The sequence below is a fragment of the Kitasatospora sp. NPDC059803 genome (genome assembly GCF_042732255.1).
Classification (GTDB): domain Bacteria; phylum Actinomycetota; class Actinomycetes; order Streptomycetales; family Streptomycetaceae; genus Kitasatospora.
The window spans coordinates 1-25,479 of sequence record NZ_JBHWIJ010000105.1; the positions used below are offsets into that span (position 1 = coordinate 1).

Here is a 25,479-nt window from a genome sequence, read left to right on the forward strand (position 1 = left end):
CTCTGGAAGGGCCTACCGCAGGCCCAGCTCCTTGCGGATGACCGCGTACCACTCCTCCGTCATGCTCCGCGCGGTGGCCTCGTCGAAGACGTTCGCGTCGTACTTGAGGAAGACCTTGAACCCCTCGCCGTCCCGGTAGGACTCGGCGGACAGGACGTACTCCCCGGCGTAGGGCAGGTCGTCGAACAGCCGCAGGTCCAACTCGCCGGACGCGGCCGGGGCCGCGTTGGTCAGCAGGTCGGCGCCGTCGAAGTTCTGGAACAGGAAGTTGGTCAGGACCAGCGGTTCGTCGTCCGCGCCCACGGCCCGGGCGATCTCCAGCAGCGGGTAGCCGCCGTGCTCGATACCGCCGACCACCTTGCGCTGCAGGGACTTCAGCAGCTCGGGGAAGCCGCCGACGGCCGTGCAGCGGATCGGCAGGCAGTTCGCGAACTGGCCGACGACGTCTTGGAACCGCTCCTCGTAGCGGGCGGCCGCCGTCATGCCGAGGACCAGGTCGTCCTGCCCGGTCAGCCGGTGCAGGAACCGCACGTACGTCGCGAACAGCACGGTGGCGACGCTGACCCGGTGCTCGCGCGCCGAGTCCGCCAGGGCGGCGGCCAGCGGCGGCGGCAGCTTGACCGTCGCCACGTCCACCCGGGGCATCCGCTTGGGGTCGTACGGCCGGTCGTAGGGCAGTGCGAGCGCCGGTCGATGACCTGCCAGCTCCCGCTGCCAGTAGTCCCGGTGCTGCCGTGCCCGCGGGCCGGCGAGCAGCGCCTCCTCCCAGGCGACGAAGTCGCCGTAGCTCGTGCGGCTCAGGCTCCCCCGGCCCTGGTAGGCCTCCTTGAGCGTGCGGATCAGGACCGCCGTGGACGTGCCGTCCAGCAGGATGTGGTGCGCGGTGATCAGCAGCAGGCGCCGGCCCCCGGCGAGGGAGACCAGGTGCGCGCGGACCAGCGGGCCCGTCGCCAGGTCGAACGGGAGGTTCACCAAGTCCCGCAGCCCGGCCAGTTGGGCGGCGCGCTTGGTGGCCGTGAGGTCGACCCGCTCGAAGGACGGCGCCCGGCCCGGGTCGATGTCCATGAACGGCGCGCCGTCCCGCTCGCCGAAGACGGCGCTCAGCACCGGGTGGATGCCGCTCTGGGCACGGATCGCCCGCTCCAGGGCGGCTTCGTCCAGCTCGCCGTGGATCTCGAAGAGGAGCGGGAGGTTGTACGCGGTCGACTCCGGCGAGCGCTGCTGGTCGCGGTACATGGTCAGCTGGCCGCACGAGAGGTTCCACCGCTCGCCCGCCGGGCCGGCCTGGGCATCCGCCGTGGCCGTCACGGCGGCCCCTGCACCGGCGAAGTGGGCGCACAGGCCGTCGACGGTCTCGACGTCGAAGAGCAGGGTGGCCGAGACGTCGTCACCGAACTCCTCGCGCAGGGCGTTGGTGAGCTGGAGGACCAGGATCGAGTCCAGGCCGTAGTGGGTGAGCGGGGCCGCGGTGTCGATCCGCTCGGCCGGGATGCCGAGCACGGCCGCGGCCTTGTCGAGGATGAGCGCCGGCAGGTCGGAGCGCGACGCCGGCGCGGTGGAGGGAGCGGGCGCGGGCGCGGGGCTCACGGCCGCCGGGGCGGGCGCGGGCTCCGGCCGGGGCGTCGGCACCGCAGTCGACACCACGGCAGGCACGGCGACTGGCGCCGCGACAGGCACCGCAGCAGGCACCGGCCGGGTGACGCCCTTCGGCCTGGTCCCGACCGCCTGCCGGGCCACCCCGTCGCTCTCCGCCGCGATGACCTGCTGCCCCAGCGGCAACGCCTGCGGCAGCGGGAACACCACCGTCCCGAAGCCCTCCCCCGCCAGCACGTCCCGCCAGTTCTCCGGCGACAGCGCCGGCGAGCCCGGGATCCGCAGCGAGCGGTCGTCGAACAGCCACCAGCCTTCCAGCAGCCCGAAGGTGACGTGGCTGAACAGGTCGAAGGCCGACAGCTCGTTCAGCAGCAGCCACCCGCCGGCCCGCATCGCGGCCTTGGCGTTGCGCAGGGTGTTGCGGGTGTCCTTGGTCGCGTGCAGCACGTTGGCGGCGATCACCAGGTCGAACCCGCCCTCGCCGACGTCCTGCCCGGCCAGCGGCCGTTCGATGTTGAGCAGTCGGCAGTCCAGGTAGGGCACACCCGGCCCGTAGGTGGTGCGGGCGTGGTTGAGGAAGGCCTTGGAGAGGTCCGTGTAGACGTACGTCTCGATGCTCTCCTGGTACGGCTTGAGCGCGGCGAACATCCCGGCGCTGGTGCCGCCGGTGCCGGCGCCGATCTCCAGGATCCGCAGCCGCGCGCCCGGTTCGCGGCGCAGCCGCTCCGACACGACGGCGACGGCGGCGCCGGCCATGGCGCGGTTGAACACGTCCGCGACGTGGTTGTTGCGGTAGCAGCCCTCCACCAGCTCCACCGAGCCGCGCGGGAACATGACGTCGGTGGGCCTGGTCCGGCCGGTCACGATGTCCGGCAGCGCCCGGAGCATGGCGGAGGCGAGCCGCAGTTCGGCCTTGCGGTCGGCGTCGGCCGACCAGGACTCGCACTGCCGGTCCCACTGCGCGAGCACGGCCTCCGCGAGCACGCCCGCCGTGGACACGGTCTCCGTCGGCCCGGCCGGGACGGTGGCCCGTCGGGCGTGTTCCAGCCAGTCGGCGTACACCGGCAGGATCGCGGTGTGGTCGACGGTCGCCAGCTGGGCCGCCAGGACCTTCGCCAGCCACGGGTCCCGCTCGGTCCGGCGCCACCGTACGACCTCGTCCATCAGGCCGTCCACGCTCTCCGGCGCGAGCAGCAGCTCGCCGCGCACCCGGGAGGGCGTCCGGCCGTACACGGTGACCTGGGTGGCACGGTCGAAGTTCGCCAGGGTGTTGTGCTGGTTGGTCTTCACGAAGGCCAGCTGCCGCTGGTCCCCGCCGAGCAGGGCGTCCAGGGCGGCGAGCCCCTCGCGCGGCTCGATCGACACCAGGCCGACCCGGCTCAGCCGCTCCCGGTAGAACTCGGAGGTGACGCTCCCGAGGTTGCCCCACCACCCCCAGTTCATGACCCTGACGGGGGTGTCCCAGTGCTGTCCGAGCGCGTGGGCGTAGGCGTCGCTGAAGGTGCAGCCGGCCGCGTAGTTGCCCTGGCCGGCCGCCGTGGTGAAGGACTGCATCGACGACAGCAGCACGGCGAAGTCCAGGTGCTCGCCGTCGAAGACCTCGGCCATCGCCGTCGTGACGTCGACCTTGGCCGCCAGCCCCGCGCGCAGGGTGGCCTCGTCCATCCGGGCGAAGGTGCTGTCCCGCAGGACGAGCGCGGCCTGCACGACCCCGTCGATCCGCGGGTGGCGCTCCCTGACGGCGCTGACGGCCCGGCGCAGCGCGGCCGGGTCCCCGGCGTCGGCGCTGAGGTAGCGGACGGTGCCGCGCCCCTGGACGGAGCGGAGCCGTTCCTCGATGGCCGCGTCGGGTGCGCTGCGGCCGATCCAGGTGACGTGTGCGCCGTACTGCCGCACCACGTGCTGGGTCCAGGCGGTGCCCAGGCCGCCGGCGCCGCCGATCACCACGTAGACGCCGCCCTCGCGGTAGACCGGTCGCGCGGGCGCCTCGCACGGCGCCCAGTGCCGGGCCAGCCACTGGCCGGCCCGTCGGACCCAGGCGTCCTCGGACGAGCGGGCGGGCAGGGCGGTGAGGTCGGCGGGCCAGTCGGGGCCGTCGAGGTCGACGCGCCGGACGCTCCACTGCTCGTACTCGCGCCCCAGGGAGCCGAACAGGCCGTGCAGCCCGGCGTGCGCCGGCTGGACGGGGTCGTCGGCGTGGGTGGCGAGCGCGCGGGTGGTGACCAGCGTGATCCCCAGCGGCCGGGCGTCGTACCCGGCTCCGATCAGCGCCTTGATCAGGCGGAACGCGGCGACGACGCCGTCGTTCTGGGCGGCCGTGTACCCGGCGGCGTCGACGGGGTCGAGCTTGGGCTCGGGCGCCGTCCAGACCAGGTGGTCGACCGGTCCGAGGTCGCGCAGTGCGGCGGTCACCTCCTCGACGGAGGCGGACGGCGGCAGCGGCCAGGTCAGCGCGCCGTCGAGCGGTGCCGGTCCGCCGACGACCAGGACCCGGTCGGTACGGGCGGGCACGGGCGCGTCGGTCGCGGTGGTCGGGTCCCAGACGGGCGCGTACAGCGCGGGCTCGCTGCGGACGGTTCGGCGCGAGGTGTAGCCGGTCAGCCGCACGCAGACCGCGCCGTCGGCGTCGACCAGGTCGATGTCGAGCTTGTCGAGCGGCCCGGCCGCGCCGCCGCGCACCACGGCCCACATCGCCGCCTGGCACGGGGCGAACAGGTCGAGCCGGTCCAGGGCGAACGGCACGGCGGTGTCCCGCATGCCGGTGAGGTGCGGCGCGACGGCCGCCTGGATCGCCGAGTCCAGCATCGCGGGCGCCAGCGGTCCGGGCTCCGCCGAGCCGGGCAGGACCAGTTCGGCGAGGACGAGACCGGAGCCGACGTGCGCCTGCCGGATCGCCCGCAGGCTCGGGCCGTGGTCGATGCCCATCGCCACCAGGGCCTCGTGGATCCGCTCGCCGGACACGGTCTCCCGGCAGTCCGCGCGCAGCGCGGCGAGGTCGACCGGTGCCGGGCGCGGGGCGTCGGACGGCGCGATGGCGCCCTCGCAGCACACGGTGGCGCCGGTGCCGATCTCGAACCGGTGCCCGCCCTGCTCGCTCGCGCGGACCTCGACCCGGACGTCGACCGGGGTGTCCGCGACCTCCAGCGGCTGCACCCACGTGACGTTGCGCATCCGCACCCGGGTGGCGCCCAGCGCCTCGCGGGCGAGTTCGAGGTAGGCGACCGCGGGCAGGAGGTGACGGCCCTGCACCACGTGGTCGCGCAGCAGGCCGTCGGTGCGGGTCAGCGTGACGCCGGTGCCGTTGCCACTGTCGCTGCTGTCGCCGTCGCCGGTCGGGGCCCAGTGGCGGTCCCGGGCGAACGGGTAGGTCGGCAGCGGGATGCGTCGGCCCTCGGCCGGCGCCCGGTCGTCGTCGGGCAGCCGCGCCGGGGCGGTGCCGTCCAGCACCTGGAGCAGCTCGTCACGGTCACGGACCACGCAGGCGAAGCGGTGGGCGAAGCGCTGCCGGCCGACGGCCAGGGTGTAGGCGAGGTCGCCGAGGTCGATCGACGCGTGGGCGCGGACGTGGAGCGCCAACCGGCGCCGCTGTTCGAGGAGTTGCTCCTCCGTCCGTGCCGAGAGGACCACCACGTGGTCCGTCCGCGGCGCGGCGGCGGTGCGCACGGCGGTGTTCGCGACGGCCGGGGCCTCCTCGATCACCAGGTGCGCATTGGTGCCGCTGGCGCCGAAGGAGCTCACCACCCCGCAGCGCGGCACCCCGGCGGGGCTCTCCCAGTCGTGGGTGCGGGTACTCAGGTAGAACGGGCTCCCCGCCAGCGGGATCGCCTCGTTGGCGGTCTCGAAGTGCAGCGAGGCGGGGATCTTCCGGTGCTTGATCGCCAGCAGCACCTTCAGCACGCCCGCGATGCCCGCCGCGAACTGGGTGTGGCCGATGTTGGTCTTCAGCGAGCCGACCGCGCAGTACTCCGTCCGGTCGGTGCGGGCGCGGAACGCCCGGTTCAGCGCCTGGAACTCGATCGGGTCGCCGAGCTTGGTACCGGTGCCGTGCGCCTCGACGAGTCCGATCCGCTCCACGTCGACGCCGAACCGCTCGTACACCTCGCCGAGCAGGCTCTCCTGGGACACCGAACTCGGCGCGGTGATCCCGTTGGTGGCGCCGTCCTGGTTGACGCCGCTGGCCTTGATCACGCCGTGGATGTGGTCGCCGTCGGCCAGCGCGTCCGCGAGCCTCTTGAGCACCACGACTCCGACGCCCTCGCCGGGCACGAAGCCGTCGGCGCGGTGGTCGAAGGTGTGGCAGCGGCCGGTCGGCGACAGCATCCCGGCGCGGCCCGCGAGCCGGTACAGCCGCGGCGTGGACTGGAGGAACACCCCGCCCGCCAGCGCCATCGAGGTCTCGCCGGACCACAGGTCCTTGCACGCCAGGTCGATCGCCACCAGCGAGCTGGAGCACGACGTGTCGACGGCGATCGCCTGGCCCTTGAGGTCGAGGAAGTACGACACCCGGCTCGGGATGACCGAGGTCATGTTGCCCCACAGGGTCTGCGCCGGAGCCTCCGGATCCAGCAGTCCCTGGTAGTCGCCGGCCCACGCCCCGACGTAGACGCCGCAGCGCGCCCGGCCCATCCGGCCCGCGTAGCCGGCGTCCTCCAGGGCCTTCCAGGACTCTTCGAGCAGCAGCCGCTGCTGCGGGTCCATCACCGCGGCCTCGGTGCCGGAGATGTTGAAGAACATCGCGTCGAACTCGTCGATGCGGTCGAGGAAGCCGCCCCGGGTGCAGGCGCTCAGGCCGTCGAGGTCGAACCGGGTCGCCTCGGTGACCAGGTCGTCGCCGTCGGCCAGGTGCGTCCAGAGTTCGTCCAGCGAGTCGGCGCCGGCGAAGCGGCCGCTCATGCCGATCACCGCGATCGGCCCGCGCTCCACGCTCACGGTGGCGCCGTCCCGCTGCCCGGTCGCCACGGGCCGTGCGGGCTGCACGACCGGTGGCGGGGCGCTCTCCCGTGCGTCCGCCGGCTCCGTCGCGCCCTCCGTGTGGACGATGACGCCCCGGTACTCGGCGAGCAGGTGCTCGGCCAGCCGGTCGGCCGTGCTGAAGTCGAAGACCACGCTGGTCGGCAGGTCCAGCGTCAGCGCGCCGTTGAGCTGGTCCACCACGCGGATCGCCAGGATCGAGTCCAGGCCGTAGTCGGCGAACGCCAGCCCGCCCTCGACCTCCTCGACCTCCATGGCCAGCGCGCGGGCGATCTTCTCCCGCACCACGGCGGGCACGATCTCGTCCAATCCCCTGTGCGTGACGGCGGGTTGGACGACCGGTGCCGCGATCGGCGCCGCGGCCGGCATCGTGACCGGCGCGGGCGTCGGCGCGGGCGTCGGCACGGGCTCGGGTGCGGCCGCGAGTGCGGGTGCCAGCGCCTGCCGGGTCAGGTCGCCGATCCAGAACCGCTCCTTGGCGAACGGGTACGTCGGCAGCGACACCACCCGGCGCGGCGCGCCCTGGTGCAGGCGCTCCCAGTCCACCTCGGTACCGGCCGCCCACAGCACCGCGAGCTTGGACAGCTTGCCGGCCGCGATCCACTGCCGGACCAGCAGTTCCTGGAGGTCGTCGTCACCGGCGATCTCGGCGAGCAGTCCGCCGGACGCCCCGGCGGTGCCCCGGTGCCCCTGGCCGGCCCGCAGGGCGGCCCTCAGCTCCGCCGTCGACGAGACGGCGACCGCGTACCGCTCGGCCATCGCCTCCCGCCCGACCTGGAGCGTGAAGGCCAGGTCGGCGAGGGCGGTGTCCGGGTTGCGGTCGAGGAACCCGGCCAGCCGGTCGACGGACGCGGTGAGCTGGTCGGGAGTCCTCGCGGAGAGGACGACGACGTGTTCGGCCTGCTCGGCCTGTTGGGGTTGTCGGGCTTGTTCGGCGCCGTTGATCGCGCCGTCGGTGGGCTGCACGGAATACTCCTCGACGATCACGTGCGCGTTCGAGCCCCCGGCACCGAAGGACGACACCGCCGCGATCCGCGGGCCGTCGGAGTGCCACGGGCTCAGTTCGCGCTGGACCCGGAACGGGGTCCGTTCGAAGCTGATGTTCGGGTTGAGCTGTTCGGCGTGCAGGCTCGGGACGAGTTGCCGGTGCTTGAGCTGGAGCAGGACCTTTGTCAGACCGGCCACCCCGGCCGCGGCCTCCAGGTGGCCGATGCCGGACTTCACCGAGCCGATCGCACAGAACTGCCGCTCCACGGTGTCCTGTTCGAAGGCCTTGGTCAGGCCCGTGATCTCGATCGGGTCGCCCAGTTCGGTGCCGGTGCCATGCGCCTCGACGTAGCCGACCTGCCGGGCGGAGACCCCGGCCTGGTCCAGCGCCCGCCGGACGACATCGGCCTGGGCGACCGGGCTCGGCACGGTGTAACCGGTGGAACGGCCGCCGTGGTTGACGCTGGAGCCCCGGATCACCGCGAGCACGCGGTCCCCGTCGGCCACCGCACGGGACAGCGGCTTGAGCAGCACGCACCCGACGCCCTCACCGGGCACGAACCCGTGGCCGCCGGTGCCGAAGCTGCGGCAGTGCTGGTCGGGCGAGAGCATCCCGGAGCGGCACAGCTCGACGTAGTCCAACGGGTGCGCGTAGAGGTTCACGCCGCCGGCGATCGCCACCTCGCAGGCGCCGCGCCGGAGTTGTTCGCACGCCTCGTGGATCGCGGTCAGCGACGCCGAGCACATGGTGTCGATCGTCAGGCTCGGCCCGCGCAGGTCGAGCAGGTAGGAGGCGCGGGCGCTCAGCGAGGCGAACGACAGGCCGGGCACCACGAGTTCACCCGAGGGCAGCCGGCCCACCTCGTGCCGGGCGTGGCCGACCTTGGTGACGCCCGCGAACACCCCGACCCCGTGGGCGTGGCGCTCGGCGAGGCGCGCCCTCGTGTACCCGGCGTCCTCCAGCACCTCCCACGCCGCCTGCACGAACAGCCGCTCCTGCGGGTCCATGGCGTAGGCGTCGCGCGGGGCGATGCCGAAGAACCGGGGATCGAACGCGGCGAAGTCGTCCAGGAAGCCGCCCCACTTGCTGTAGCTGCGGCCGGTGGCCACGGCCGTGTTGCGGTCCGGCTCGAAGAAGCCGTCCAGCGGCCAGCGGTCCACCTCGCGGACGCAGTCGCGGCCCGCCGTGAGGTTCTCCCAGAACTCGTCCAGGTCGGCGGCGCCCGGGTAGCGGCCGCTCAGCCCGATCACCGCGATCGGCTCGTCGGCGCCGGGCGCCGGCTGGTCGGGGACGGCGGTCGGCCGAGCACTGGTGGCCCGCTGCTCGGCGGCCGCCGCCGGCTGGTCGCCCGCCACCGGCCGGTCGGCCGTGACCGCCTGCTGGTGCGCCGGTTCCCTCCGGAGGCCGGCGAGTTGACCGGCCACCGCCCGCAGGGTCGGGTGCTCGTAGAAGATCGTCGACGAGACCTCGGGGTACGTCCGCACCAGCTCCCGGTTGAGCTGGATGACCATCACCGAGTCCAGGCCGATGTCGACCAGCGGGCGGTCGGGGTCGACCGCGCCCGGGGCGAGCCCGCTGACCTCGGCGAACAGGGCGAGGAGGTGGCCGAGGACGTTCGGATCGGCGCTACGAACGGGAGCCTTCGGAAAGGGAGTTGTCGACGCAGGCGTTGTCGGCGCGGCGGCCGGGCTGGGCGTTCCGGTCGGCACCCGCGCCGGGTCGCCGTGGTGCACCCACACCTGGTCCGCCCCCACGTTCCAGGCGTCGACCAGCGCCGTGAGCCCGGCTTCCGTGGGCATCGGCGCCAGCCCCCGGTCCTCCCACAGATAGGCCCGGGTCCGCTCGCCGACCTGCATGCCGCCGTCCTCCCACAGCGGCCAGGCGATGGACAGGGTGCGCCCGCGGCGCAGCCCCTCGGCGACCCGCGCGTTGCGCACGGCGGCGAACTCGTCGAGGAAGGCGTTGGCGGTCGCGTAGTCGGACTGCCCCGGGTTGCCGGTGATCGCGGCGCCCGAGGAGAAGGTCAGCACGAACTCCAGCGGGCAGTGCCCGGTGGCCCGGTCGAGGTGCACGAGAGCGTCCACCTTGGTCGCGAGGACCTCGTCCCACTGCTCGGCGGTCTTGTCCGCGAGCAGCGAGTCCCGCACCACGCCGGCGGCGTGCACGATGCCGGTGACGGCGCCCGCCTCGGCGACCAGGTGCCGCACCTCCTCCCAGCGGGAGACGTCGGCGCGCACGTACCGCGCGTCCGCACCGGCCTGCCGCAACTCGGCGAGCAGGCGCTCGATCCGGCCGTCCTGCGGCGAGCGGCCGGCCAGCACGACGGTCGGCCGCCGGACGTCGGCGGCGATGCGCCGGGCCGTCGAGGCGCCGATCCCGCCGGCCCCGCCGGTGATCAGGTAGACGCCGCCGTCCCGCCAGGGCTTGCCGGAGGCCGTTCCCGTACCCGTGCCCGGGAGTTCGGCCGGGGTCCAGCTGCGCGTGTGCCGGACGCCGTCGCGGTAGAGCACCAGGTCGTCGGCGGCGCGGGCGTTCTCCGCGACGACGGCGGCCAGGTCAGTGCCTTGGACGCCTTCGATGCCTTCGATGCCGATGACCTGGCCGACGATCCGCGGGTTCTCCTTGGTGACGGTCCGCAGCAGGCCCGCGAGGGCGAGGTCCGCCGTGACGACCTGGACGAGCGTGGTGCCGTCCCGGGCGTCGAGGCCGCGGACGGTCTCCAGCAGTTGCCACGACAGGTCGCGGAACCGGCTTTCCGGCCGCTGCTCGGCCGTGTCGAGGCGGATCGCCTCGGGCACCTGCCCGTCGACCCCACACAGCACGACGACGTGCCGGTCGTACCGGCCGGTCGCGGCGGCGGGCGTCGGCGTCCAGCGGGCGGTCAGCAGGGTCGTGCCGCTCTCCTGCCGGGTGCCGGGGGCCCAGAAGCGGTCCCGGGCGAACGGGTATCCGGGCAGGTGCGCACGCCGGGGCGTGCCTTCGCCGAGCAGCGAGCGCCAGTCGACGGCGCCTCCGCCGACCCACCGCCCGATCGGCTCCGGCTCGGCTCCGCGCTCGCCGGTGGCGACGAACGCCCGCAGTGCGTCGACGAGTTCGGCGCGGGACGAGACGACCCAGCCGACCCGTTCCGCCATCTCCTCGCGGCCGACCTGGAGGCTCCACGCGAGGGACCGCAGCGAGACCTGCTCCGACTCCGAGGACTCCAGGTGGGCGAGCAGGCCCCGGGCCCGGTCGGTCAGCTGCCGGGCGGTGCGGGCCGACAGCGGCACCGCGACCGGCCCGCCGTCGCCCTCCCCGCCCCGGTCGCCGCGCACGTACTCCTCGACGACCACATGGGCGTTGACGCCGCCGAACCCGAAGCTGCTCACCCCGGCACGCCTCGGCGCGGGGCCGCCGGCACCGCTGCGGGGGCGCGGCCAGGCCTCGTTGTCCCGCACGATGTGGAACGGGCCGCCGGCCAGCTCGATGTACGGGTTGACCTCCTGGAGGTGCTGGGTCGCGGGCAGCACGCCGTGCTTGAGCGCGAGCAGCACCTTCAGCAGCCCGGCGATGCCCGCGGCCGACTCCAGGTGGCCGATGTTGGTCTTGACCGAGCCGAGGCCGCACGCCCCGTCGTCGCTGCGGCCCAGCCGGCGGAACGCGGTGCGCAGCGCCCGGACCTCCACCGGATCGCCGAGGGCCGTGCCGGTGCCGTGGGTCTCGATGTAGCCGATGGTGTCCGGGTCGAGGTCGCCGACGGCGGCCGCCACCAGCTCGGCCTGGGCGTCGGCGTTCGGCGCGGTCAGCGAGTTGGCCCGGCCGCCGTGGTTGTACGCGCTGCCCCGGAGCACCCCGAGGATCGCGTCCCCGTCGCGCTCCGCCGCCGCCAGCGACTTGAGCACCACCACCCCGACGCCCTCACCGCGGACGTAGCCGTTCGCGCCCGCGTCGAAGGTCTTGCAGAGGCCGTCCGGGCTGAGCATGCCCGCGCGGTGCGCGCTGACGAAGGTGTCCGTGCTGAGCAGCACGTTGACCCCGCCCGCGACGGCCAGGTCGCAGGTGCCTGAGCGGATCGCCTCGATCGCGCGGTGCACCGCCACCAGCGAGCTGGAGCAGGCCGTGTCGATCGGTTCGCTCGGGCCACGCACGTCGAGCAGGTACGAGATGCGGTTGGCCAGGATCGAGTGCGTGGTGCCGGTCGAGGTGAAGGCGTCCGGTCGCACGCCGAGCGTGGCGAGCAGCGTCGCGTAGTCGTTGCCGGTGACGCCGATGAACACGCCCGTGTTGGTCGGCAGGTCGGCGGGCCGGTACGCGCTGTCCTCCAGCGCCTGCCAGACCGTCTCCAGGACGAGGCGGTGCTGCGGGTCCATCAGTTCGGCCTCGCGCGGCAGGATGCGGAAGAAGCCGGCGTCGAAGGCGTCGACGTCGTCCAGGGCTCCGATCCGTTGGGGGAAGTCCTGGGCCTCGATGGCCTTGCGCTGCTGCTCGTCGTAGCGGTGCAGCGGGAACGCGGTGACGGAGTCCTTGCCCGCCAACAGGTTCGCCCAGTACTCGTCCAGGTCGCGGGCGCCCGGGAAGCGCCCGGCCGCGCCGATGACGGCGACCGGCTGACGCGGGTCGGGCCCGGTGCGAACCGGCTCCGGCTGGGGCTCCGGCTGCGGCTGGGGTTGGGGCTGGGGTTCGGCCTTGATCTTGACCTCCGCCTCAGCCTCGGCCTTCGCCGTGGCGCCGTGCTCGTCGACCAGGTGGGCGCCCAGCGCCTCCAGGGTGCTGACGTCGAAGAACACCGCCGGGCTGACCACGACCCCGAACCGCTCGTGGATCTCCTTCGCGAAGGTCACCAGCGAGATGGAGTCGAAGCCGAACGCGTCCAGTCCGGTGCCGGGGTCGAGCTCCTCCGGCTCGAACTTGAGGATCTCGGCGGCGATGGCGCGCAGGACGTCCACGACACCCGACACCGCCGACACCACCGGTACAGCCTGCTCAGCCGGTACGGCCGGCTCCCGCTCTCGCACCGAACGGGCCTGCGGCGCCGGACGATCGCCCGGCGCCACCCCTCCGGTACCGCGCCGCACCCCGGCCAGCTCCCCGACGACCTCGCCCGCGCCCCCGAGCAGCAGGATCCGGTCGTCGCCGAGGACCACGTGTGTGACCGGCGAACCGGCCCGCACCCGGATCTCCGCGACCTGGTTGAGCGCGACCAGGGTCCAGTCCGGCGCCCCAGCGCGCTTGGCCTCCCACTGCACGCCCTGGGCGATCGCCGCGAGCACGAACGGCTCGACGGTGACGTTGCGCCGGACGTGGTCCTGCTGGAACGCGGGACTGCCGATGGTCAGCACCGTCCGGCCGTCCGGCGCGCGGAACACGCCCTCGACCGCGCACGAGGCCGGCTTGTAGTCCAGCCCGCCCTCGGCCAGTTCGGCCAGGAACTGCTCCCGGGTGAGGACCTCCCGCAGTCCGGCCGGCTCGACCCGGCCGGAGGGCGCCGTGGCCGCCCCCCGCACGGTGAACTCGACCGCCGCCGTCCCGTCCCCGGTCCGGACGGTGCCGTGGCCGTCGGCGAACTCCGTGACGAGCCGCGTGGTCGTGGACCAGTCGATCGGCCGCAGGACGCGCAGGTCGTGGACCGACGCCTCGGCGGCGAACCCGCTGACCTTCGCGGCGGCCAGCGCGAGGTCCACCACGAAGGTGGGCACGATGGTCGGCGCCTTGGCCAGGCGGTAGCCGTAGTCGAGCAGGTCGGTGAGGTGGACGTCCAGGGCGTAGCGCAGGCCCCGGACGTCGGATTCGTTGCGCCCCAGGAAGGGGTGCAGCCGCTCGCGCAGCGCCAGCGGGGCCAGCACGGACGGCGCGCCGTCGGTCTGCTCGATCCAGCAGCGCACCTTCTCGAACGGGTAGGCGGGCAGCGACACCCGGCGTGCTGTCGGCAGTTGGTCCCAGTCGACAGTCTTGCCGCCGGCCCAGGTGATGGCGAGTTCGTGCGCGGGCAGCTCCCGTCGCCCGGCCAGGTAGCCGTCGACGGCCGCCAGTGCGGACCGTTGGTCCCCCGCCACGAACGCCCAGCGGTGCGGCAGTTCGTTCTTGCCGACCCGCAGGGTGTACGCGATGTCGGGGAGGTCGGCCTCCCGCGCCCCGGCGAGGTGGTCGCGGAAGACGGCCAGGTAGCGCCCGAGCGCGGCCTCGTTCATCGCCGAGAACACGAACAGCTGCTCGCCGAAGGGCTCTTGGCGCACCGGCCGTTCGGGGTACTCCTCCAGGATGATGTGCGAGTTCATGCCGCCGGCGCCGATCGAGGTGATGCCGGCCCGCCGGGGGTGGGTGACCTGGCGGCCGTCCACCTCGGTGACCATCGGCTGCCAGTCGGCGAGCTTCTGCTGCACCTGGAAGGGGGTGTCGGCGAAGTCGATGTCCGGGTTGAGCTCCGTGCTGTGCAGGGACGGCGCCAGCTTGCCGTGCCGCAGTTGGAGCAGCACCTTGGCCAGGCCGATCATGCCGGCCGCCGCGAGCAGGTGCCCCATGTTGGCCTTGACGGAGCCGAGGGCGCAGAACTGGCGGTCCTCGGTGTACTTGCGGAACGCCGACGTCAGGGCGCGGACCTCGATCGGGTCGCCCAGCGCGGTGCCCGAGCCGTGTCCTTCGACGTAGCCGATCGTCCTCGGGTCGACGCCGGCGTCCTCGATCGCCTTCTGGATCGCGTGCGCCTGCATGCCCGGGTTCGGCACGGTGAAGCCGTTGCGCGTCCCGGCGTTGGACAGGGCGGTGCCCTTGATCACGGCGTACACGTGGTCGCCGTCGCGCTCGGCGTCGACCAGCGGCTTGAGCACGACCGCGCCGACGCCCTCGCCGAGGATGGTGCCGTCCACGCCGTGGCCGAAGCTGCGGATCACGTCGGAGGTGCCGGTGGTGAAGTGCTCCTCCGAGGAGGTGATCAGGTTGTACGGGTGCAGCATCAGGTTGACGCCGCCCGCGACGACCATCCGGCACTCGCCGGCCCGCAGCATCTGCACGGCCTGGTGCACGCACGTCGACGAGGCCGAGCACATGGTGTCCAGGAAGATCGACGGCCCGGTCAGGCCGTAGAAGTAGGACAGCATGTTGGGCAGCGTCCCGGTGTAACTGCCGCTCTGCGGCGCGCCCCTGGTCAGGCTGTTCTGGAAGCCGTACAGGTTGTAGTGGTTGCTCATGGTCCCCACGAGCACGCCGACGTCGCCCTGGTAGCGGCGCTGGATGGTCTGCCGCGAGTAGCCGGCGTCCTCCAGCGCCTCCACGCCCGACTGGAGGAACAGCCGCACCTCCGGGGACATCTGCTCGGCCTCGCGCTTGGAGATGCGGAAGTAGCGGGGGTCGAACTTGTCGAGGTCGCGCAGGAACGTCCCGGTCCGGATCACGCTCTTGCCGTGGACGGACCGGTCGCTGTCGTAGATGGCCTCGTGGCCCCAGCGGTCGGCGGGGACCTCCTCGAAGGTGTGCCGGCCGTTCTCCAGCAGTTCCCACAGCTCGTCCATCGTGTCGGCGCCGGGGTAGCGGCCGGACACTCCGATGATCGCGATGTCGTGCCGGTCGTCGCGCGCGGGTTCGCGGACCTCGGTGACGGCGGACGCGGCCGGGGCCTCGAACCGCGTGGCCGGGGCCTCGGGCTGGACCGCCGGGGCTTCGGGCTGTACGACCGGCTCTTCCAAGGCTTCCGGGCCTTCCGGCGTTTCGGCCGGACCGGTCTCCCCCAGCACCGCCTCCAGTTGCGCCCGCCGGGTCTCCACGAAGTGCGCGGCCACCTCGGCGATGTTCAGGTACTCGAAGAAGATCGTCTTGGACAGCGGCCCGAACACCTTCTCCAGCTGGGCGGTCACCCCGAGGATGCTCAGCGAGTCGATGCCGTACTCGATGAGATTGGTGGTCGACTCGATGTGCTCCGGGGTGTGTCGCAGGACCTCGGCGACGACCCCCCTGAGCAGTTCTTCGGTGCGCCGCAGCAGGTCGCCCTCGCCCGCGCCGCCTGACGGCGCAGCGGTGGTGGACGAGGCGGTGGCGGACGAGGCGGTGGCCGGGGCCGCGGGGGCCGGTGCCGCCCGGCGTTGCGCGGCCAGGGTGGCCTTGGCGCCGTAGGCGACGACGAGGTGCGCGGGGGCGTCGGCGAGCAGGGCCCGGCCGAAGGCGCGCAGCCCGTCCTCGGTGGGCAGGTCCTCCCAGCCGCGCTCGCGGCGCAGGGAGTCGCGGGTGACCTCGTCCAGCGTCATGCCGCCGTCGGCCCACAGCGGCCAGCTGATCGCGACGGTCCGGCCGCTGCGCTCGCCCGCGTCAACCAGCGTCCGGCGGTGCCGGGCGAAGGCGTCCAGGAAGGCGTTGGCCGCCGAGTAGTCGGACTGCCCCGGGCTGCCGTAGACGCCGGCGACCGAGGAGAAGAGCGCGAAGAAGTCCAGGTCGAGGTGGCGGGTGGCGGCGTCGAGGTTGAGCGTGCCGCGGACCTTCGGCGCCGTCACCAGGCGGACGTCGGCGAGGTCCTTGCGCAGCAGGTACTGGTCGCGCAGCACACCGGCCGCGTGCACGACGCCGTCGAGCGACCCGTGCTCGCGCACGATCGTGTCGACCGCGGCGCGCACGCCTGCGGCGTCGGCGACGTCGACCGGCAGGTAGTGCGCGTCGACCCCGTCCGCGCGCAGGGCGTCCACCGAGCCCGCCGGGGAGCGTCCGCTCAGGACGACCGTCGCCCCCGCGCGGCCCAGGTAGCGGGCGAGGTGGCGGCCGATGCCGCCCAGGCCGCCGGTGATCCAGTAGACGCCGCAGGCCCGCAGCGCGGGCACCTGCGGTCCGGCGTCCAGCCGCGTCTCGACGGGTTCCAGCACCTGTCGGGTGCCGTCAGCGGTGTAGCGGACCTCGGTGTCGGCGGAGTCGTCGGCGCACTCCTCCCGCACGATCCGCGCGAGCTGCTCGGTGGAGGCCATGTCCCGGCTGGCGACCCGGACGACCCGGCCCGAGACGAGCGGGTTCTCCAGGGCGGCGGTACGGAACAGGCCCGTCAGCGGTGCGTGGAAGTGGGCCGGCACCCGGGCGTCGACCAGAGCCACGAAGCGGTGCCCGGCCTTGGGGGAGGACGCGAGCACCTGCTGGACCTCGGCGAACGCCTGCTCGGTCGCGGCGTCGACGCCGTCGGCCGGGCTCGCCCGGGTGATCTCCGGCAGGGTCAGGGGGTGCGCGGTGCGGGAGGCGCCGCCGTCCGCGTCCAGCGGCCGGTCGGTCCACCGGGTGGTCGCCGTGACGACGCGCGGGCCCGCGTCGGTGGTGCGCTGGGCGAGCCCCCGCAGGCTGGCGCTGATCACGCCGTCGCCGTCGCACAGGTCGATGTCGAAGGTGGTGAGCGCCCCGGAGCCGGCGCTGCGTCGCACCCAGGCCCAGGTCTCGGCCGGGCAGGGCCGGTACACCTGGAGTTCGTCGAGGGTGAAGGGCAGGGTCGGGCCGGCAGCGGCGCCCGTCAGGACCACGGAGGTCTGGAAGGCGGCGTCCAGGACGCTCGGCGGCAGCACGCAGCCGTCGGCGCCGGTGGTCCGGATGCGGGCGATCGCCTCGTCGCGGCCGAGCCGGAGCCCGCGCAGCGCGCGCATGGCCGGGCCGTACTCCAGGCCCTGGGCGCGGAAGGCGGCGTAGACCTCGTCGGTGCTACGGGTGGTGCGGCAGGCGGCGCGCAGGGCGTCCAGGTCCAGCGGTGACGGGTCCGGCAGGGTGACCAGTTCGGCGGTGCCCGTGCTGTGGACCGTCTCGCCCTGCCGGAACTCGAACGCGATCGCGTCCCCGCGCGGCGTCAGCGCGAGGTCGACGTCGACGGGTTCGCCGACGACGATCGGCCGCAGCCATGCGAGGTCGCGCAGCCGGACGGCCCCATCCCGGGCCGCCGCGCGCTCCACCGCGGCCCGCGCCATCTCCAGGTACGCGACCGCGGGCAGCACCCGCCGGCCGCGGACCAGGTGCGAGGCCAGGAAGGGCTCGGCCCCGGTGAACGTGGAGGTGTAGCGCTGCTGCGCCAGGTCGGAGGTGTTGCGGTGGACGAGCGGGTGCAGCAGCGCGGCGCCCGGCGCCTCGGCCGGCGGTGTGACGTACCAGTGCCGGTCCCGGGCGAACGGGTAGGTCGGCAGCCGCACGCGACGCGCCCCGGGATGCCCGGGCCAGTCGGCGCCGCCCCCGTTCGCCCAGTCCTGCGCCGCCGCGACCAGTTCGGCCCCTGCTCCGGCGGGGTTGCGCACCTCGCCGTCCGCGACGGACTCCAGCGCGGCCGCGAGCTGCTCCCGGTCCGAGACCAGGAACACGGCCCTGACCCGCATCGCTTCGCGGCCGACCTGGAGCGTGTGCGCGATGTCGGCCAGCGGCTGGCGCGGCCGCAGCGCGGTCTCCGGCGCCAGCAGGTGGTCCCGCAGGCCGGCGGCCAGCACCCGCAGCCGCTCCAGGTTCTTGGCCGACAGCGGGACGGCGTACGGGCCCGCGGGCTCGGAGGTACGGTCGACCGGCCCGCCGACGTGCTCCTCCAGCAGCACGTGGGCGTTGGTCCCGCCGAACCCGAACGAGCTGACGCCGGCCCGGCGCGGCGCCCCGTCGCCGCCCGGCCACGGCCGGGTGTCGCCGACGATGTAGAACGGGCTGCCGTCCAGGTCGATCAGCTGGTTCCTGGTCCGGAAGTTGACCGTCGCAGGGAGGGTCCCGGCGGCCATCGCGCCGATCACCTTGACCACGCCGGCCACGCCCGCGGCCGATTCCAGGTGGCCGATGTTGGTCTTGATGGAGCCGATGCCGGTGCTGTCCGGCCGCGGCGTCGTCCCGTGGGCGTCGTGCAGGCTCTGGAAGGCGCGCTTGAGGCCGACGATCTCGATCGGGTCGCCGACCGGCGTGCCGGGCCCGTGGGCCTCGATGTAGCTCACCGTCTCGGGCGTCACACCGGCGCGGGTGTAGACGTCCTCGATCAGCGTGGCCTGGGCGACCGGGTTGGTGACGGTCAGCGAGTTGGTCTTGCCGCCGTGGTTGGTGCCGACGCCCTTGATCACCGCGTGCACGGGGTCGCCGTCCGCCAGCGCCCTGGCCAGCGGCTTGAGCAGCAGGACGGCGCCGCCCTCGCCTCGGACGAAGCCGTCCGCGTCCTGGTCGAAGGCGTGCGAGCGGCCGGTGGGCGAGAGCATGCTCGCCTTGCTGAACGCCACGAACAGCTTCGGCGACCAGCACAGGTTCACGCCGCCGGCCAGCGCCAGGTCGCAGTCGCCGTTGTGCAGGGCGGCGACGGCCTCGTAGAGCGAGACCAGGGAGCTGGAGCAGGCGGTGTCGTTGGCGATGCTGGGGCCGTGGAAGTCGAAGTAGTAGGACAGCCGGTTGGCGACGATCGAGTAGGCCGTGCCGGTGGGGAAGTAGGCGTCGGTCGGCACGTCGTCGCGTTCGATCAGCTCGGCGTAGTCGCCGTGGCACAGGCCCATGAAGACGCCGGTGCGGCTGCCCGCGAGTTCGCCGGCCCGGTAGCCCGCGTCCTCGATGGCCTTCCAGGCCAGTTCCAGCGCGAACCGCTGCTGCGGGTCCATCGTCTCCGCCTCGCGCGGGGAGATGTTGAAGAAGGCGGCGTCGAAGCGGTCGGCGTCCTCGACGAACCCGGCCCAGACGCTGTACGTCTTCTCCTCGCCGCTGCGCGGATCGCCGAAGTAGCGTTCCTTGGACCAGCGTTCGGCGGGCACCTCGGTGATCAGCGAGCGTCCGGCCGCGAGGTGGTCGAACAGCTCGACCAGGGTGTCGGAGCCGGGGAAGCGCAGGGCGAGGCCGATGATCGCGATGTCGTCGGTGCTCATCGGCTCTCCCCCACTCGCTGCACGGCACGGCGGTTGTCCACGGTCGTCCGCAGGTTCAGCGCGGCGCTCGACGCTCCGGTCGGCGCCGTACCGCCGCCCCGCACGAACTGCTGGTGGAGCACGGCGGTCGTCAGCAGGTAGAGGAAGGTCTGGTCCTCCTTGGTGCTGACCTCCTCCACCGGCGAGGTCATGATCTTGTCGACCAGGCGCCGGGCGAACTTCGCGTCCAGGCAGCCGATCCCGGCCAACTCGCGGTCGGACAGCAGCAGTTCCAGGTAGTCCGGGCGGCTGTCCTTGAAGGCGGCACTGCCCGGCGCGCGGTAGGGCTGCTTGGGGCGGCTGGTGGTCCACTCCGGGAGCTCGGCGCGGAACGCCTTCTTCAGGATGGCCTTCTCGACCTGGCCGTCGTCGTAGCGCAGGTTCACCGAGGCGGCCGCGCGCACCACCGCCGGGTCGAGGAACGGGCAGCGGTTCTCCACGCTGTGCGCCAGCGCGGCCCGCTCCCCCTGCGTGGACAGCAGGAATCCGGGCAGCAGCGTCTTGTACTCCAGCCACTGCGCCTTGTGCATCGCGGGCATGTCCGGGTAGCCGGGTGTCCCGGCGACGAGGTCGAGCAGGTCGGCGAACGGGTCCATCCGGTCGGCGAGCAGCCGGGCCGCGAACCTCCCGTTCTGGTACCGCATCTCGTGGGAGAACAGGCCCGGCAGCCGTTCCACCGAGAACTGCTGGTACAGGCCGAGCAGATGGGCCTGGTGGGCGGAGCCGAAGTGCTCCAGCTCCGGGTGCAGGCCGGCCAGCCGGGTGCGGCGCTCGCCGTCGGTCAGCTCGTTCCACCGCGCGCGCAGCAGGGTCTCGCGGAACAGCGAGTAACCGAGGAAGGCCTCGTCGGCGCCCTCGCCGCTGAGGATGGTCTTGATCCCGGCGTCGCGGACGTGCCGGGACAGCAGGAACATCGGCACGAACGAGGTGCGGAAGGTCGGAACCTCCGCGTGGTACACGGCGGTCGGGAAGTGCTCGGTGATGTCCTCGCTGGTGATCGGGACGGCGGTGTGCAGGGTGCCCAGGTGCTCGGCGACCAGGCGCTGGCTGTCGGACTCGTCGAAGGACTTGTCCTGGAACGCCACCGAGAACGTGCGGACCTCGTACGGGGAGAGCTGGGTGGCCAGCCTCGTCACGATCGAGGAGTCCAGGCCGCCGCTGAGGTAGACGCCGACCTCGACGTCGGAGCGCAGCCGCAGCTCCACGCTGGTGCGCAGGGTCTGCCGGAGCATGTCGATCGCCTCGGCCTCGGTGCCGTCGAAGCCGGGCACGTCGAAGTCGAGGTCCTCGTAGGGGCGCAGCGAGCGGCGGCCCGCGCTGATGGTCAGCACGGAGCCCATCGGCAGTTGGCGCACGCCCCGGAACGGCGTGCGGTCGGGCAGCGGCGTCCACGTGGCGTAGGTGGTGGCCAGCTCCCTCGGGTCGAACTCGAAGCGGAAGCCGGGGAAGGCGCGGAACGCCTTCATCTCGGACGCGAACAGGAAGTCCCCGCCCGCGTCGGCGTAGAACAGCGGGCGCTTGCCGTAGCGGTCGCGGGCCAGCACCAGGTCACCGGTCGCCGCGTCCCTGATGGCGACCGCGAAGGCGCCGTTGAACCGGGTGAAGCAGTCCGACCCCCACTGGATCCAGGCCTGGAGCACGACCTCGGTGTCGGAGTGGTCGGTGCGGAACGGGCGGCCGAGGCGCTCCAGTTCCGCGCGGAGTTCGATGTGGTTGTAGATCTCGCCGTTGAAGCAGATCCAGTAGCGCCCGGAGGGGTCCGACATGGGTTGCGAGCCACCGGCGAGGTCGACGATGGCCAGCCGCACCGTCCCCATGGCCATGCCGTCGTCGAGGTAGTAGCCCGCCTCGTCCGGCCCGCGGTGGTGGATGTTCGACAGCATCGAGGTGATGACCTCGGCGGTGGCACCGGGGTGCAGCGAGGTCGAGAGGAAACCAGCCAGCCCGCACATGATCCGTCCTTCTACTTCGCGGAGGTCTTCTTGGTGACGAATTCGTCGATCGCGGTGAGCGAGACGAAGACGTTCACGAGGATGTCCTCCGGGGAGATCTCGACGGAGAACTCGGACTCCAGGAACTTCATCATCCTGACGTAGCCGAACGAGTCGATGACCCCCGCCTTGAACAGGTCGGTGTCCGGGGTGATCACGTCGTCGAACTCGAAGAGGAAACGGTCTTCCAGGTACAGCCTGATCGTGTCCGTCGTGGTTGCCATGTGTCACACTCCAGCCCTGATTTTGAACACCATGTGAGTGAGGGCCAGGCCCCCGATTTCGGTGAATTCCGGCTCGGCGTCGCCGTCGAGCAGCCCGCGGACGCTGTCGGTCCAGCGCACCGGGGCGACCAGCTGCTCCGTGAGCATGTGCGTCACCTGTCCCGGCTCGTACGGCCGGCCCGTGACGTTGGAGATGACGGGGGTGTCGGGGTCGGCGAACTCGAACTCCGTCAGGAACTCGGCGAACCGCACCCTGGCCGGCTCCATGTACCGGGAGTGGAAGGGCGCGCTCACCTTGAGCCGTACGAAGCGGATCTCCCGCTTCTCCAGGCAGGCGTGCGCCGCCTCCAGGACCGGCTGGGTGCCCGCGATCACCACCTGCGAGCCGGTGTTGAGGCCGGCGATGTCGACGCCGTCGACGCCGTCCTCCGCGAGGATCTCCAGCAGTCGCTCGGGCGGTGTGTTCATCACGGCGGTCATGCCGCCCCCGGAGGCCGCCGCCATCAGCTCGCCGCGCTTGGCGACCAGCCGCAGCCCCGTCTCGAAGGCGAAGGACCCGGCCGCGAGCAGCGCGTTGTACTCGCCCAGGCTGTGCCCCAGGTAGACGTCCGCCGCCCGGTCCCCGCGGTGGACCCGCTCGAAGGTCCGCAGCGCGTTGACGACGAACAGCGCCGGCTGGGTGTACTCCGTGCGGCCCAGCAGGCCGTCCGGGTCCTCCGTGCACAAGGAGACCAGGTCGTAACCCAGCACGTCCGAGGCGTACTGGACCAGCCCTGGGTACCGTTCGAAGACCTCTGCCCCCATTCCCTTTTCCTGACTTCCCTGACCAGCGAAGATGACTGCCAGCACGACACTCCTTCAACCCACGACGACCTGCTGACCTGCACTGACCTGCCGACCCGTACTGACCTGCCGACCTGCACCGACCTGCGCCGGACGCGCCCCGACCGCGGATCTGAGCACGTCCAGGAACGCCCTGCCGCGGCTGCTCATGGCCAGGTCGGGCATCATGGCCGCGCCCAGGGCCGCGGGCGGCAGGTCTCCGAGCAGCTCGACCTCGCGGACCCTGCCGCCGTCCAACGTCGTTGCGGTCAGGCCGCGTTGATACATCAAGGCGAACCCGGCGCCGGCGGCCACCAGGCCGCGCAGCGTCTCGATGCTCGTCGTCGTCACCACCCGTGGCATGCGGACGCCCGCGCGGGAGAACATCCGCTCGGCGTGACGGAGCACGCTCGGGGCGTTCAGGGCGACCAGCGGTCGCCCGACCAACTCGTCCAGGGAGAGCGGCCCGACCAGCCCCAACGGGTCGTCATCCGCCAGCAGGGCGTGCACCGGCAGGTCGACCAGCGGGTGGAACCTGGCATCCCCCGCCAGGAAGTCGTACGTCACGGCCAGTTCGCACCGGCCGTCCCGGAGGAACTCCAACAGCCGGTCGGCGGACGCCTCGTGGAGGTTCAGCTTCAGCGCCCCGTGCCGCTCCCCGACCAGACGGTGGACCAGTGGCAGCAGGAACGGGGCGATCGGGAAGAAGAACCCGACGTCGAGCTGGCCTGCGGTGTCGCCCGCCAGGGCGTCGCCCTGTGCTTTGAGGCTGCTGGCCTGCCCCAGCAACGCGCGCGCCTCCCGCAGCAGGTGGCGACCGCTCGGCGTCAGGGAGACCCCACGGGCATGGTGACGGAGCAGCAGCTGAACACCGAGCTGACGTTCCAGCCGCATGATGGCCGACGAGACCGTCGACTGCGAGGCGCACAGCTTCTCCGCCGCCTCCGAGATGTTGCCGATCTCGGCGGAGACGACGAAGTAGCGCAATTGAGTGAGACTGAATCCCAAGCGATCGGTCATAGCGCGCGGAATCCTTTTCCCGGAATCTGGCCATGCGGATTTTCGGGGTCGGCGGTGCGACCGCCGGAGAAATTATGAATTCGGTGACGAACCACGGGCGATCAGCCCGCGGCGGATCTGTGAAAGGCACACCGGGGCGCGGTGACCGGCCTCGGCACGCAGGGCGACGGCGGCCCGTGGCGACCGCGGCGGGCCGCCCCTGCGGAGCCGGTCACGCCAGCGTGTTCCGCTTCGGGCCGTTCGAAGTGTTGGGGCAGTACGGCGAGTTCATACCCGCCGCAGCGTCAACTCGATTTTCTCGCTGCACGGCCGGGCGATGCGGGCCCGGCAAGCTGCCGGTCCGATCTCCTTGACGCCGACGCGCGCAAACGGCTAGACACCAAGCCATTCCGGTCCAGTATTATCTGCCGGAGGTTCCCCGATCCCGGAAGCGTTCCGGGGAACGGGGCGGCGGGGACATGTGTGATGACCATGGTGACACTTTCCTCAGCTCCGTCAAAGACGGGAAGCTATCGGTCGGATTGTCGCAGTCCAGGTTCATGTGACATGAGCAGATCAACTACACAGAGAGCATAAAAGCGGACAAGCCTCCGATGAGCGTGCCCAGGTTGCCCAGCTGGAAGCGGGCCACGTGTCATACGGTAACTGAAAGGTTACCGGTTAACAAGTTGGAGCATGTGCACGAATGGATGAAACGCGGGCGGTATGGCAACTGTGGGTACAGAGCCGTCCTGACCTCGACCTTTCGTCGATGGAGATCATCGGCGGCCTCCGACACGCCCACGCGATGCTGGAGTTCCTCCTTGAACCGGTGTTCGAAGCGGCGGCCGTCAGCTCATCGGAGTTCGACGTGCTCTACCACCTCCGCCACTCGACCGAGCCGACGATCGCGCGCCGCCTCGCCGCCTCGATGGGGCGGTCGCCGGCCGCGCTGAGCAAGGCGCTGGCCAAGCTGGAACGGCGCGCCCTCGTGGTCCGGACGGTCAACCCCGCGGACCGGCGCGCGGCACTGGTCTTCATCACCGACGCGGGCGCGGCCGCCGTCGACGACGTCATGCCCAGGCGCCTGGCCATCGAACAGCAGGTCCTCGGTGCACTCAGCGAGGAACAGAACGCACAGGTTCGGATCGCCCTGCGGTGTCTCGCCGAAGCCGTCGAGGCCCAGGCCCTGCAGGGTCGGCCCGCCGACCCGGAGACCCCCACCGCCATCCCGGCCTGGACTCCGCCACGTTCGCCGTCACGCGAGTCCCCGTCCCGCCCCCCGCGGGCGCCCCGGAGACAGCTCGCCAACGCCAAGCATCCCCGGAGCGGCTACCCGACGGAGCTTTGAACGGCGCGGCGCCGCCGACTCAACTCAGCCGACAACACTTGAACTTCGGGCCCCGCCACCCCGCCGGTCAGCCGGCCCGGGGCGCCAGCGGCGGCGCTCCGGTGATCCAGCGGCCGCGGCGCATGACGGCGACCAGGTCGTAGCCCTCGGAGTCGAGCACGACCAGGTCGGCCTGCTTGCCCGTCTCCAGCGAGCCGATCGAGTCGGCGAGGCCCAGCAGGCGGGCCGGGGTGGCGGACAGCGACTCGACGGTCTGGTTCAGCGTCAGGCCGTTGACGGTGAGCGAGCGCTTGAAGGCGACGTCCAGGGTGAGCGTGGAGCCGGCGATGGCGCCGCCCTCGACCAGCCGGGCGACGCCGTCCTTGACCTCGACCTGGAGCGGGCCGAGCGGGTAGAGGCCGTCGCCCATGCCGGCCGCGCCCATGGCGTCGGTGATCAGGGCGACCCGGGACGCCCCGGCGGTGCCGTAGGCGAGGTCGAGCACGGACGGGTGCAGGTGCACGCCGTCGTTGATCAGCTCGACGGTGACCCGCTCGTCCTCCAGCAGCGCCACGATCGGGCCCGGGGCGCGGTGGGCGATGCCGGGCATGGCGTTGAAGAGGTGGGTGGCGACGCTCGCACCGGCGTCGATCGCCTCCAGCGTGGTGGCGTAGTCGGAGTCGGTGTGGCCGACGGCGGCGATCACGCCGAGGTCGGCGAGCATCCGCACCGAGTC

Annotated in this window: 7 protein-coding genes; 1 reads left to right on the forward strand and 6 read right to left on the reverse strand. The window is 72.7% G+C overall.

Going from position 1 to position 25,479, the window contains the following annotated elements:
* Positions 1-12: 12 nt before the first annotated feature.
* Genes ACFV6I_RS18520 through ACFV6I_RS18540 form a run of 5 tightly spaced genes read right to left on the reverse strand, consistent with a single transcriptional unit; the run spans position 13 to position 23,434 of the window.
* Positions 13-19,338: an SDR family NAD(P)-dependent oxidoreductase gene (locus ACFV6I_RS18520; protein WP_380426372.1), complete on the reverse strand. Its 19,326-nt coding sequence runs from the start codon at positions 19,336-19,338 to the stop codon at positions 13-15.
* Positions 19,335-21,329: an asparagine synthase (glutamine-hydrolyzing) gene (gene asnB / locus ACFV6I_RS18525; protein ID WP_380426374.1), complete on the reverse strand. Its 1,995-nt coding sequence runs from the start codon at positions 21,327-21,329 to the stop codon at positions 19,335-19,337. The genes ACFV6I_RS18520 and asnB overlap by 4 nt, the downstream gene beginning before the upstream one ends.
* An 11-nt stretch (positions 21,330-21,340) precedes the next feature.
* Positions 21,341-21,592: a phosphopantetheine-binding protein gene (locus ACFV6I_RS18530; protein WP_063345952.1), complete on the reverse strand. Its 252-nt coding sequence runs from the start codon at positions 21,590-21,592 to the stop codon at positions 21,341-21,343.
* Between the two features lie 3 nt (positions 21,593-21,595).
* A complete protein-coding gene (gene fabD, locus ACFV6I_RS18535) occupies positions 21,596-22,441 on the reverse strand; it encodes an ACP S-malonyltransferase (RefSeq protein ID WP_380426377.1) in 846 nt (281 codons plus the stop codon).
* A gap of 9 nt (positions 22,442-22,450) precedes the next feature.
* Positions 22,451-23,434 carry a LysR family transcriptional regulator gene (locus ACFV6I_RS18540; RefSeq protein ID WP_380426379.1) on the reverse strand — a complete coding sequence of 328 codons (984 nt, stop codon included), beginning with the start codon at positions 23,432-23,434 and terminating at the stop codon, positions 22,451-22,453.
* Positions 23,435-24,185: 751 nt separating this feature from the next.
* Between ACFV6I_RS18540 and ACFV6I_RS18545 the strand changes: the two genes are divergently transcribed.
* A complete protein-coding gene (locus ACFV6I_RS18545; RefSeq protein ID WP_363375703.1) occupies positions 24,186-24,764 on the forward strand; it encodes a MarR family winged helix-turn-helix transcriptional regulator in 579 nt (192 codons plus the stop codon).
* Between the two features lie 67 nt (positions 24,765-24,831).
* Here the strand turns inward: ACFV6I_RS18545 and ACFV6I_RS18550 are convergent.
* On the reverse strand, positions 24,832-25,479 hold a 648-nt coding region (locus tag ACFV6I_RS18550), incomplete at its 5' end, for an N-acetylglucosamine-6-phosphate deacetylase (RefSeq protein ID WP_380426381.1).